Annotated in this window: 13 protein-coding genes and 1 pseudogene; 6 read left to right on the forward strand and 8 right to left on the reverse strand. The window is 63.6% G+C overall.

The genetic code is table 11. The annotated features are described in order from the left end of the window. Window positions 1–97: 97 nt before the first annotated feature. Window positions 98–961: a class I SAM-dependent methyltransferase gene (locus tag F3J15_RS10045; RefSeq protein WP_166890358.1), complete on the reverse strand. Its 864-nt coding sequence runs from the start codon at window positions 959–961 to the stop codon at window positions 98–100. 95 nt (window positions 962–1,056) lie between these two features. Further along, window positions 1,057–1,950, reverse strand: a complete 894-nt coding sequence (locus F3J15_RS10050; protein ID WP_166890421.1) for an NAD(P)/FAD-dependent oxidoreductase — start codon at window positions 1,948–1,950, stop codon at window positions 1,057–1,059. A 283-nt stretch (window positions 1,951–2,233) separates the two neighbouring features. Between F3J15_RS10050 and F3J15_RS10055 the strand changes: the two genes are divergently transcribed. The 3 genes and pseudogenes from F3J15_RS10055 to F3J15_RS10065 all read left to right on the forward strand — a co-directional run bounded on the left by F3J15_RS10055 (window position 2,234) and on the right by F3J15_RS10065 (window position 3,127). Further along, on the forward strand, window positions 2,234–2,866 hold the full coding sequence (locus F3J15_RS10055; protein ID WP_166890360.1) for a TetR/AcrR family transcriptional regulator: 633 nt from the start codon (window positions 2,234–2,236) through the stop codon (window positions 2,864–2,866). Next, window positions 2,860–2,975 (forward strand): annotated as a pseudogene (locus F3J15_RS10060) (IS5/IS1182 family transposase); the annotation flags it as partial. The gene F3J15_RS10055 and the pseudogene F3J15_RS10060, both read left to right, overlap by 7 nt. Then, window positions 2,972–3,127, forward strand: coding sequence for a hypothetical protein (locus F3J15_RS10065; protein ID WP_166890363.1), 156 nt, complete (start codon window positions 2,972–2,974; stop codon window positions 3,125–3,127). The pseudogene F3J15_RS10060 and the gene F3J15_RS10065, both read left to right, overlap by 4 nt. A 47-nt stretch (window positions 3,128–3,174) precedes the next feature. Here F3J15_RS10065 and F3J15_RS10070 read toward each other — a convergent pair whose 3' ends face one another. The 6 genes from F3J15_RS10070 to F3J15_RS10095 form a co-directional block, all read right to left on the reverse strand. Then, entirely contained in the window at window positions 3,175–3,657 is a 483-nt protein-coding gene (locus F3J15_RS10070; protein WP_166890365.1) for a nuclear transport factor 2 family protein, read from the reverse strand. 125 nt (window positions 3,658–3,782) lie between these two features. Continuing rightward, window positions 3,783–4,637 (reverse strand): DJ-1/PfpI family protein, encoded by an 855-nt coding sequence (locus tag F3J15_RS10075; RefSeq protein ID WP_166890368.1) that lies wholly within the window; start codon window positions 4,635–4,637, stop codon window positions 3,783–3,785. 153 nt (window positions 4,638–4,790) lie between these two features. After that, complete coding sequence (locus F3J15_RS10080; RefSeq protein WP_166890372.1) at window positions 4,791–5,537, reverse strand: glucose 1-dehydrogenase; 747 nt, start codon at window positions 5,535–5,537, stop codon at window positions 4,791–4,793. Window positions 5,538–5,752: 215 nt separating this feature from the next. Further along, window positions 5,753–6,598, reverse strand: a complete 846-nt coding sequence (locus F3J15_RS10085) for an MBL fold metallo-hydrolase (RefSeq protein WP_166890375.1) — start codon at window positions 6,596–6,598, stop codon at window positions 5,753–5,755. Between the two features lie 18 nt (window positions 6,599–6,616). After that, on the reverse strand, window positions 6,617–6,943 hold the full coding sequence (locus F3J15_RS10090) for a hypothetical protein (protein WP_166890377.1): 327 nt from the start codon (window positions 6,941–6,943) through the stop codon (window positions 6,617–6,619). A gap of 6 nt (window positions 6,944–6,949) precedes the next feature. Next, on the reverse strand, window positions 6,950–7,492 hold the full coding sequence (locus F3J15_RS10095; RefSeq protein ID WP_166890380.1) for a sugar ABC transporter: 543 nt from the start codon (window positions 7,490–7,492) through the stop codon (window positions 6,950–6,952). Between the two features lie 166 nt (window positions 7,493–7,658). Here F3J15_RS10095 and F3J15_RS10100 point away from each other — a divergent pair, with 166 nt between their 5' ends. The 3 genes from F3J15_RS10100 to F3J15_RS10110 all read left to right on the forward strand — a co-directional run. Then, entirely contained in the window at window positions 7,659–8,564 is a 906-nt protein-coding gene (locus F3J15_RS10100) for a LysR substrate-binding domain-containing protein (protein WP_166890383.1), read from the forward strand. 99 nt (window positions 8,565–8,663) lie between these two features. After that, window positions 8,664–9,467 carry a lipid II flippase Amj family protein gene (locus F3J15_RS10105; protein WP_166890386.1) on the forward strand — a complete coding sequence of 268 codons (804 nt, stop codon included), beginning with the start codon at window positions 8,664–8,666 and terminating at the stop codon, window positions 9,465–9,467. Between the two features lie 697 nt (window positions 9,468–10,164). After that, window positions 10,165–11,212 (forward strand): Re/Si-specific NAD(P)(+) transhydrogenase subunit alpha (locus tag F3J15_RS10110; RefSeq protein ID WP_166890389.1); only part of this gene is annotated, 1,048 nt, incomplete at its 3' end.

An 11,212-nucleotide genomic window follows, 5' to 3' on the forward strand; every position in this document is an offset into this window, starting at 1 on the left:
GCTCGCTAGTGGCGGCTTCCCAACCAGAAGGGACATCAGTCTGAGCGCCCAAAGGCGCACAGCCCCACGGAGCGGGGCGTCCCCCTGTTAATCGCTGTCAGCGTGCCGGATTGCGTGCCGTGACGATCCACGCCGCGCCGTCGATCATCACCGACCGCTCGCCGGGGAGGCCCGCGAAGGCGGCACGAACCGCGGCCGAGGCGCGGGCGCGGATGTCGTCGGGCTGATCAGCGAGCAAACGCGACAGTGGGCCGACCTCGAGCGTCATCTTCACCGCGTCGTCGATCGCCGCGTCTCGCGTCCCGCCCTCGCCGAACGGGACGGAAGCATCGAAGGGCGCGATAGCGATATCGGCGAAGCCGGCCGCCGTCAGGATGCGTGCCACGCGCCCCCGGTCGCCGAACGAAAATGGGCCGGGCGCTTCGGGAGCGGGCAGCGCGCCTGGCGGGACGATGCCCTTGAGCGCGCCCATCGGCACGCGCACCCAATCGTTTTCGGCCGCGCTGCGCCAGCAGACGAAAGCGACCCGCCCGCCAGGCCGCAGCGCGCGTCGCAGGTGGGCGAACGCCGCTGTCGGATCGTCGAAGAACATCACCCCGAAACGCGAGAACAGGATGTCGAACGCGCCCTCGGGCAGCTCGGCGCTGCTGGCGTCGGCCACCTGGAACAGGGCCGGCGTATCCTGTCGCGCAAGCGCGCGCGCTCGGCCGATCAGCGGTTCGGATATGTCGACGCCCAGCACTTGCCCTCCCGCGCCGACGCGGGCAGCCAGCGCCAGACTCGACGCGCCCGCGCCGCAGCCGATGTCCAGCACGCGCTCACCCGTCGCGGGCGCGGCGGCTTCTATCGCGGCCTGGCCGAACACCGCCACCATGGCGTCGAGCCGGGCCTGGTTGGCGACCCAGCGCGCCCCGCTTTGACCATTCCAGTCACCGACCTGATCGGCACTTTGCTCTGCCATGTCATCTCCTTGACTCGACGATCCGTCCTTCACCGCGCCGATCGACGCCAACCTTTCGAAGGCGACGATGCAACCGGAGAAGGGAATCGGTGCTCTCAAACCAGCATCGACTGCTGGGCGAAAATACCCGCCATCGCGCCCTGCGACGATGCCTGGGTGACCGAGGGCAAGAAGGGCGTGGCGAGGTCGCCGGCGGCGTAGATGCCGGGCATGCTGGTTTGGCGGCGCTCGTCGACCTTGAGGACGATGCCGGTGGGTGTATCGACCGTGGCGAGTCCCAGCGATTCATGCAGGCTTGCGGACTGCTTGTTGCGCGGATGGGCGAACAGGACGTCGACCGCGACATGGCGGCGGGTATCGAGGTTGACGGTGGCGATACGGCCGTTGTGATGGGCGATCTCGACGATCCGGCCTTCGACGACTGGTATGTTGCGGCGCGCCAGATCGGCCTGGATATCGGGCGCAATGTCATGACCATCGGCGAAGACAGTCAACTTGTCAGTCCAATCGCGGAACAGCCTGGCAGACTGGTGCGACTGCGGGCTGGACCAGACGAGGCCCCAATGCTGGTCAGCGACTTCAAAGCCGTCACAATAGGGGCAGGGTACGATGGATGTGCCCCAGCTTTCGGCAAAGCCCGGAACATTGGGCATCTGGTCGGCGACGCCATAGCTCAGGATCAAGCGGCGCGCCCTCAGGCTTTCGTGATCGTCAGTGACGACGCAGAAATCGTCGATGGCGCCCGTCACGCTCTCTGCCCGGGCATTGACGAGCCTGATGGTTGGATAGCGCGACAGCTGCTGCCGTGCCTCGTCCAGGATGTCCAGCGGCGGCTTGTGATCGTGGCCGAGCAGGCCATGCGAGTGACCGGCAAAGCGGTTGCGCGGCCGGCCGGTATCGAGAACCGTGACTTTGCGGCGGGCCCGGCCGAGCTGCAGGGCGGCGGCAAGGCCGGCAAAGCTGCCGCCGATGATGATGACGTCATTCATGGTGAGGGGCTCCGGGTTGTGGATGGAGGCGAGCTGGGCGTGGTGGGCAATATCGTCCGGCGATACCAGCTTGAGACGGTCAGCGAGCAGTGCTTCGGCATTGGCGTGAAAATTGCCCATGGCTGCAATCCCCGGCTGGACAATGCCGCATTCGATATCGCCGGACAGCCCAGGGAAACCTGGCTGGGACACCCGGTTGAACGCTGCCCTTGGCTTGCACATTTAAGATACTGAATGGTATCGTAGTGTGAGAATTTGAATACTGTCAAGTACTGGAATTGTCGTGACCGAAAATAACCAGGGCCGGCGCGGCCGGCCCGCCAACGAGGCGCTTCGCCAAACGATCGTCGACGCCGCCTGCGAACTCTTTGTGGAATTGGGTTTTCAAGCGACGACCATGGACAAGGTCGCCCAGCGGGCGAGGATATCCAAGCTCAGCATCTATCGGCATTTCGAGAACAAGGAGGCGCTGTTCAGCGCGGCCATGGCGGCCCACTGTCAACAGTTCGCACCACAGGCCCTTTTTGAAGGCGTCGACGGTTCGGCAGAAGACCAACTCATGGCGGTGGGATCATCCCTGCTTCGCACGCTGTTGAGTCCCGATGTCCGCAGTGTCGAAGCCATGGTTTTGGCCGACAAGACGAATCAAAAGTCGTTAAGCAAGCTCCATTACGAAGCCGGGCCCGCCCATGTCATCGCCCAAATCGAGGCCGTGTTGCGTCAGTTGCACGCGAAAGCGATCTTGAACGTACCCGATGCGCTCAGGTCCGCCCGCTTGTTTGCCGCGCTTTTCAAAGGATCCGATCTCCTGCTTATCGCACGCTTCGATGAGGCGAGAGCGATGGACGACAACGAAATCGAATCCTATTCCCGGGCGGCCGTCGCCATGTTCATCGCCGCGCACGGCGGCATCTGAAGGTGCGCCATCGTGGCCGATGAAGAACACGCAGCAATGGCCTACGCTGGTCGCCCTGCGCAACCGATGGATGATGCGTGAACGACTGATGGGCGAGGCCATTGCATGAGCGCAAAAGCCGTCCGCGCGGGCAGGCAATCGGTGCCTTTCTTTATGCCGAACGCCGCGCTGCATTCGAGCGAGGTGCCGCACTGCTTGCACCGCATCGGCTCCATGCTGATGGCTCAGTGCGGCAAAGCGAATTCTGAACGCTATCCCTGACGCCCTAGCGGCGCTCCGGGCAGGTCGCCATGCATTTCGCCAGACGCTCAATGGCCGTCCGGCGTCAGCGGGCCGTAATCGTTCCACATGTCGCGATGCAACTTCCACGCGCCGCCCTCTTTCAGAAAGACGAGCGTCTGCTTGCCGCGGAATTTGAGCTTGCCATCGTGGTCGTGGACCTCCACATCCGACACCTCCGTCACGACCCGGTCGTTACCGTAGAACTCGTCATTGCTGAACGATACGGTGGCGGGCTTTGATCCGGCATACCCCTTGTTGAAGTACCCGACGATCGCGCTGCTTCCCGTGACCTTGTCGCCTCCGGGCGGCAAGAGCGTGCCGTCGCGGGTGTAGAGGCGGCCGATGGCCTCGTAATCCCCACGCGCAAAGGCATCCGCCCATCGCGCATTCTCGGCCTTGATGGCCGCTTCGGGCGGGCGTTGCGAACCACCGGCAGTCGCCGGCGCGGCGAACGCGAAAAAGGTGACGCAGGCTGCAAGAGCGGCAGTGAAAATACGAGTCTGTTGCATCGAGTGATTTCCGATCATGGTTTGAATCGAGAGGACTGCGAAAATTGAAGGATGAAGCAGGCAATGTCGATTGCGGTGTTCCTCGCAGTCTGTCGATGAACTGGCTCACATTGCCTGAAAGCGTTTCAACGAACGCCTGGGACGCGTGCGAGCCCCCTGGATGCACCGGGCAGTTTCTTGTCGACCATCGCGATGACTTCCGGCCGCGCATCGCTCGGATGGCCGGAGTGGAACGGCGGCGCGGGATCATATTCGATCACGAGCTGCGTGAATTCGGCGGCTTGGCGACCGCGCAGCTTCGCCGCCACGCGAAGGGCGAAGTCGATGCCGGCCGTCACGCCGCCGCCGCTCATGAACCGGCCGTTGTCGTCTTCGACGAAGCGATCGGGCACGGGAATGGCGCCATATTCGGCCAGCTTGTTGACGAAGGCCCAGTGGCAGGCGCTTCGCTTGCCGTTGAGAATGCCCGTTGCGGCCAGCACGAGCGATCCGTTGCAGACGGACGTCACGTGCCTGGCGCTTTCTGCCAGACGCCGGATCTGCGCTTGATAGGCGGGGCGCATCGGCGCCGACAGGTCGGACCCGCCGGGGACCAGCAGCACGTCTGTCTTGTCGATATCGGCCAGCCGCTCGGTCTTGCCGTACACGACGCCGAATTCGAGCGTCACGTTGCCGCCATCGAGGCTCGCGTAGCGAACGTTCGTATTCGGTAGCCGATGGAAGACCTCGCTGGGGCCGGCGAAGTCGAGCAACGTGCCGCCGTCGTAATTGACGATCAGGATATTGAGCGGGTCATTCGGGGCAAGTGCGCCGTCGCCGCCGGTCTGTGCAAGCGCAGGCGCGGCGTGTCCAAGCAGGGCGCCGCCACCGAGGACGGCGCCGAGCGTCGCGATGCTGCCGAACTTGAGCACGTCGCGGCGCGAACGACCGGCTCGGGTGAGTGGCGATCCGGAAGCATTGTTTTCGCTACTGTCGGTCAAGATCATTTCTCCTTGCACGTCGGCCCCGCTGCGAGCGCTACCAGGCTGGGCCGGATGAAATAGCCGCCGCGACTCACAGCGTCGCGGACGTGAGGTCGGATAGGCGGATGAGCCGCGATGACACGCAGGGCGCCGGAATCGGGCGCCGCAGGCTCAAAGCTGCGAGGCGCCGCCGTCGACGACCAGTTCGGTGCCGATGACGTACGAGGATTCGTCGCTGGCGAGATAGAGTGCGGCGTTGGCGATGTCCTCGGCCTTGCCCATGCGGCCCACCGGAATGGCGTCGGCGAACTCGGCCTTGCGGTCGCGAACCCATTCGTCCGGCATGCCCCACTTGGTCAGCAGCGGCGTGTCGATTGCGCCGGGCGCGATCGCGTTGAAACGGATTTTCCGGTCGAGAAACTCGTACGACCAACTGCGGGCCAGCGATCGCACGGCGGCCTTCGCGGCTGCCGTCAACGAGATGCCGTGCTTGCCGGTCTGCGCGACGAACGAGGTGTTGAGAATGACCGACGAGCCCTTTCGCAATTGCGGCAGCACCGCTTGAAGCGTGAACACCACGCCTTTGACGTTGATGTCCATGATCTCGTCGTACAGCGCGTCGTCGATATCGTTGACGGCGGACGGGAACGCCCAGCCGGCGTTCGCGAACACGACATCCAGGCCGCCGAACTTCTCGTCGATCTCGGCGGCAATCGCCCGCATGTCCTCGATCGAACGGACGTCGCCCTTGAGAACGAGCGCATGCTCGCCGAGTTCGGCCTTCACGCGCTCGAACACCGCCTCGTCGCGACCCGTCACCGCGACGCGGGCGCCTTCCGCAATGAACCGCTTCGCGGTGGCAAGACCGATGCCACTGGTACCACCGGTGATTAACGCCGACTTGTCTTTAAGCCTCATCTTCTGCTCCTTTCTACGTCGTGATGGATCGGGCCGAAAGCTCAAGACGCGATGGCGTTTGTGCCTTTCCCTGCTCGATCTTCACGTGCAGTATGGAACGCGAAGCGAATGGCGCAAAGGTCGTATAACCCTCAAAAAACGCCACTTGGATCAAACGGATGACGCATGCATTTCGGCGTCAGGTGGCGGCATCGCACGTCCGTACACGTGTGGCTTCAGCCTTCGTGCTCGTAAAGCAACCCATACCCACCGTTCGTGCGCTCGATGCGTGCGAACCCGAGTTCCCCCAGATGCATGCCGGCGATCAGAAGCCCGTCCGCGCTGACCTGGTCGAGAAGGCGTGACCGTGTAGCAACTGCCAGCGATGCATCGTGGTCGAACGCAATCGATACGTCCGGCCGCTGAATCTGGATATGCGGAAAATGCACCACGTCCCCCCACACAAGCAGGCCCTGATCGCGGGATTCAAGAACATATCCAGTGTGCCCATCGGTGTGTCCCGGCAGCGGCAGCGCGCTGATGCCGGGGAGCACTTGTCCATCTTCGAACATGCGAAGCCGGTCGTCATAGGCATCGAACACCTGACGCGCCTTCGCAAAGTTGCCGCGAGCCCGCTCACTGGCGCGACTGAGATTTCCGTCGTCCTGCCAGAACTTGATCTCTCGCTGATGCACGACCAGCTCCGCATGTGGAAACGCGGCCTGGCCCGCATCGTTCACCAGCCCACCGACGTGATCGGGATGCGCATGGGTAAGGAGGATGGTGTCGATCGCAGCGGGTTCGATGCCGGCAAGCGCCAGGTTCGTTTCGAGTTGGCCACCCCATTGCTTGAACCCGCCAGCCCCACCATCGATGAGAACGGTGCGGCCTGCTCCGCGTACGACGTAGCAATTGATATGAACGGCTGCCGGCTCTTTCTGTCCGGCATCACGCTGCATTTTTGATGCGTCATCCGAATCGATATTCGACAGGAAGTCGAGGCTGGCAGTGAGATATCCATCGCTGATGGCGGTGATCGTGAAATCCCCGACTTGCTGAACAGGAAAGGTAAGGGTGGACATCGTATTGCTCCGAATCGGCTAGTTGCGAGCGTGAATGGTCGACGCGGTGTAACCAAAGCACCGAATGCGCGCGGTGAGGCCAGTGCGGCGAACGATCGCCTGATCCAGCGCTTCCATGAACCGGTTCATGACCTCCGGCGTGCGAGGCGTCCCGACGCGATACCGGATGTCGGCGAAGACGGGATGCCCATGCCCGTGCCGAACCGCTAGAAAAATGACGTGGACGTTCTTGAGTTCAGCCTCAAGCACCTGCGTGCAGAGCTCAACGCAATCGCGCGACAACTCGGCGAGATCGTCATCAGCCGGCATCCGCTTCGCATCGATCGAGATAGTGACGTTCGGCATCGCGGTCTACTCCTGTGCAATCGAAAGGGCGCGTGTGCTCGTCAACTGCTCCGTCATCGGCGCGTAAAGGTGGATGCCTTCCGGGAGCGCCTCGACAAGCCGCGCGCTGTTCCGTGGCACGACGGCGAGCCAACGGCGCGCCGGAAACTTCTCGAGCGCAACGGCCTGCATGGCCAGCGGTTGGAGGCCCAATCGAATCAACGAATCAGGGCCGCCGGCGCTCAGTGCGAGATGTTCACCGCCGTTTACCGCCGGCGCGCAGCCGATATCGCTGTAGAGATTCCGGTGCCAGTCGGTGATGTGTCGTTGCCACTTCGCGAAATTGCCGCCGCCTTTGCGGCGATATTCGTCGCCGGTCAGGACATCGAGGCCGTCGATCGTGTGGATCGCCAGATAGACCGGGCAACCGCCGGTGATCGCCTTGAACCGCTGCGACGTGTGAAACCCCGTTACCGAGATCAGCGCGGGCAGCTTTTCAAGGCTGTAGAAGTCGTTCCATTCGGCTTCGCTGTCGAGGTCGGCGAAGCTGCATTCCACGGTGTAGATCATGGGATCGTCCTTTGGGCAGGATGCACATCCATCTGGGAACATGTGATGTTCAGTGCGTTAACGTAATGCTAAGCTCGCCATTCCGCGCCTTAAAGCGAAATAAAGTCAGCCTTCAGTGATATTTGCTCAAGCTGGCGGTGAACACACTCCGACCAACGAGACGTCCATGTCCCGCAAGATCCCGAGCAATTCCGCGCTCCAGGCGTTTGAAGCCGCGGCCCGACACGGCAGCTTTGCCCGAGCCGCCGAGGAGCTGGCCCGGACCGAGGGCGCCGTCAGCCGTCAGATCGGCCGGCTGGAGGCGTTCCTGGGCGTCACGCTGTTCGAGCGGATCGGCAATCGGGTACGGCTGGCGCCGAACGGTGCGCGATACGCGCTGCAGGTTCGCGAGATTCTGGATCGGCTCGAACGGGACAGCCTGTACCTGATGGGGCAGCCGATCGAAGGCGCGAGCCTCGATATCGCCGCCATTCCAACCTTCGCCACGCGCTGGCTGATCCCGCGGCTGAAACATTTTCAGGTGCGGCATCCGAACATCACCGTGCATATCGCCGAGCGGATGGAGCCGTTCCTGCTGGCCGGAAGCGGGTTCGACGCAGCGATTCATTTCGAGCATCCGGCATGGGCGGGGATGCATCTGCATCCGCTGCTGGAGGAAGTGCTGGTGCCCGTCTGCAGTCCGGCGCTGCTCGCCGGCGCCGGGGCGAATCCGTCGCTGGATGCACTGCCGCGTCTTCATCGGCGACAGAATCCCGACGCGTGGCAGGCCTATGCGCAGGAGGCCGGCATCGTGCTGACCAATTCGGCGGTGGGTGCGCGCTACGACCTTCATTCGATGCTGATCGAAGCGGCGCTGGCCGGCCTGGGGGTCGCGCTGGTGCCGCGCCTTTACATCGACGCGGAGCTCGAGCAGGGTCGGCTGGTTGCGCCTTGGCCGGAGGGCAAGACGATCACGAAAAACTTCTGCCTCGTGCTGCCCGAACCGATCGAGCTGGCCGAGGGGCCGTTGCGGGCCTTCGCGACATGGATGTTGAATGAAGCCCGCGGACTGGCGCCCCACGGCAGCGCCTGACGCTCATCGCCCAACCGCTACGCCTGCGAACGCGGCCTCGCCAGGCTGATGCGCCGCGCTCGGGTACACTCGTGATCCCGTCACGCACGCGGCACCAGCATGGACAGTCAGCTTTGGATCATCTGCGGGCTTACCTTCGTCATCCATGTGATCGCGACGCTGGCTTATGCCGTGCGGATCGCCGGCGTGCGCACGCGTCGCATCGCGTTGTCGTTTTCGTTGTTCGGGATCATCGCGCTCGTGTCCCGAACGGCCAATTCCTTTCAAGGGCCGTTCATCGCGAAACGCGTTGAAATGGACATCGCGCACCGGATGGGGAGCGGGTTGCTGGCCGACTTCCGGTGGTTCCTGCTGTCCGCCACCGTGGCAACCGTCGTCGGGACGTTCCTGATCCCGACGTTCCAGCGTTATTTCAGTCGCGCCGTCGAACACTTCCAGGCGAATCGCTCGATTCCCCGCCTGCTGCTGGATGCGTGCAGTCGTGCGGGCATCAACTATCTTCGCGTCGGCGCACGACTGCCGTCGAGCCAGAACGTCACGCAACTGACCGCGAACACCGGTGTGTCGTGGAGCGTCATTGCGCTGAACGTCGCCGCGATGGCGATCTGGACGGTCGGCGTGTTCGCGTCGCTGTATGCGGGCTACCTGAAGCCCGACCTGAGAGTGACGTGCGCGAACCTGTCGTCCGTCATCAACGGTTTCGCGACCGTCGTGCTGGCGGTCGTCATCGACCCGCAGGTTTCCGTCATGACCGACGACGTCATCGAAGGGCGGATCTCGGAGAACAGCTTTCGGCGCGCCATCACGACGCTCGCGGGCGCGCGCGTGCTCGGCACGTTGTGTGCGCAAGCAGTGCTCGTTCCGGCCGCGCTCGTCATCGTGCGCGTCGCCGAGCTGATCTAGCGCGGCAACGAGACAACCGGATAACCGGCAACCTCTCCCGTCCCTACTCGCTGCGCATCGACACATCGACCTGCACGCCGGAGGAAGCCGCGCGCCGCATACGTGCCCACGTCGACGCGCTGCGTGAATGATCGTCACCGGATGGGGCCCGGCAGTCAGTCAGCGTTCTCCATTAAACTCGCCGGCACTGAAGCGCGTCGGCCACACGGATTATGTCGTTGGCGCGCGACAAATGGCATTGTGCCGACAAGCAAGGAGATTTCCGATGAAACCGATTCCGGTGCTCGTGTGTCGCTCGCCGATTATTCGAGTTTCAAACGGATTCACGCGCTGGCAGGCCGTGCAGGGCGGTGCTGGCCGGTGAGCGGGAGTGTGCCGGGCCCGTTATGTCCAGACAGGGGATTCATGGATTGAATGCGCGTCGATTCAAAATATAAATTTTGGAAAGACTCTGGCACAAGATATGCTTGACGGGTTTTATCCGATCGGCACATACGCCCGATATTCGTCAGCATAATCAGGCAAGAGCACGAACCGGTTTTCCCTGACAAGACAATCGATTAGAGGCTCGATCGTTTGTGAAATCTGCGCGGTAGTGCCAAGCTGCGCGCGGAGCAAAGTCGTACACGGATTGAGTTGGGTGACGTGAAACGCAGGCCGTAATTCCTCGCGACGGCCACTACTGACAGTTCAGGATATGACATTACTGATTGGGGTCCCTCTGGAGACGGCCCACGAGGAGCGGCGCGTAGCGACCGTTCCCGACGTGGTCGAAAAGCTGATCAAGCTCGGGTTCTCGGTGGCCGTGCAAAGCGGTGCCGGCACCGGCGCGAACTTCAGCGATGACGACTACCGCACGGCCGGCGCCGAAGTCGTGCCGACGGCCGCCGACCTATGGGGCCGCAGCGACATCGTCCTCAAGGTGCGCCCGCCGAGCAGCGACGAAGTCGCGCTGATGCGCGAGGGCGGCACGCTGATCGGCTTCGTCTGGCCGGCCCAGAACCCTGAACTGATGCAGCAGCTGGCCGCGAAGCGGGCCACGGTGCTGGCGATCGATTCGCTGCCGCGCACGCTGTCGCGCGCGCAGAAGATGGATGCCCTCACGTCGATGGCCGGCGTGAGCGGCTACCGCGCTGTCATCGAGGCGGCCCATGCGTTCGGCCGCTACTTCAACGGGCAGATCACGGCCGCGGGCAAGGTGCCGCCGGCCAAGGTGTTCGTCGCCGGCGCGGGCGTCGCCGGCCTCGCGGCGATCGGCACGGCCGCGGGCCTCGGCGCGATCGTGCGTGCCAACGACACGCGCGCGGAAGTGGCCGACCAGGTCAAGTCGCTGGGCGGCGAATTCGTCAAGGTCGACTACGAGGAAGAAGGCTCGGGCGGCGGCGGCTACGCGAAGGTGATGAGCGAAGGCTTCCAGCAGGCGCAGCGCGCGATGTACGCGCAGCAGGCCAAGGAGGCGGACATCATCATCACCACCGCGCTGATTCCCGGCAAGCCGGCGCCGAAACTGATCACGGCCGAGATGGTGCAGTCGATGAAGCCGGGCAGCGTGATCGTCGACATGGCCGGCGAGCAAGGCGGCAACTGCGAGCTGACGGTGCCGGGCGAAGCCGTGGTGCGTCATGGCGTGACCATCGTCGGCTACACGGATCTCGCGTCGCGCCTGGCACGACAGTCGTCGACGCTGTATGCGACCAACCTGCTGCGCGTGGTCGAGGAGCTGTGCAAGGGCAAGGACGGCACGA

It is taken from the genome of Burkholderia sp. Ap-955 (genome assembly GCF_011753045.1).
Taxonomy (GTDB): Bacteria; Pseudomonadota; Gammaproteobacteria; order Burkholderiales; family Burkholderiaceae; genus Burkholderia; species Burkholderia lata_D.

Excerpts from the sequence above, each read along its gene's own strand:
- F3J15_RS10100 (WP_166890383.1), top strand. The coding sequence starts at position 7,659 with ATGTCCCGCAAGATCCCGAGCAATTCCGCGCTCCAGGCGTTTGAAGCC.
- F3J15_RS10085 (WP_166890375.1), bottom strand. The coding sequence starts at position 6,598 with ATGTCCACCCTTACCTTTCCTGTTCAGCAAGTCGGGGATTTCACGATC.
- F3J15_RS10080 (WP_166890372.1), bottom strand. The coding sequence starts at position 5,537 with ATGAGGCTTAAAGACAAGTCGGCGTTAATCACCGGTGGTACCAGTGGC.
- F3J15_RS10095 (WP_166890380.1), bottom strand. The coding sequence starts at position 7,492 with ATGATCTACACCGTGGAATGCAGCTTCGCCGACCTCGACAGCGAAGCC.
- F3J15_RS10090 (WP_166890377.1), bottom strand. The coding sequence starts at position 6,943 with ATGCCGAACGTCACTATCTCGATCGATGCGAAGCGGATGCCGGCTGAT.
- F3J15_RS10045 (WP_166890358.1), bottom strand. The coding sequence starts at position 961 with ATGGCAGAGCAAAGTGCCGATCAGGTCGGTGACTGGAATGGTCAAAGC.
- F3J15_RS10050 (WP_166890421.1), bottom strand. The coding sequence starts at position 1,950 with ATGAATGACGTCATCATCATCGGCGGCAGCTTTGCCGGCCTTGCCGCC.
- F3J15_RS10105 (WP_166890386.1), top strand. The coding sequence starts at position 8,664 with ATGGACAGTCAGCTTTGGATCATCTGCGGGCTTACCTTCGTCATCCAT.
- F3J15_RS10065 (WP_166890363.1), top strand. The coding sequence starts at position 2,972 with ATGAGCGCAAAAGCCGTCCGCGCGGGCAGGCAATCGGTGCCTTTCTTT.
- F3J15_RS10070 (WP_166890365.1), bottom strand. The coding sequence starts at position 3,657 with ATGCAACAGACTCGTATTTTCACTGCCGCTCTTGCAGCCTGCGTCACC.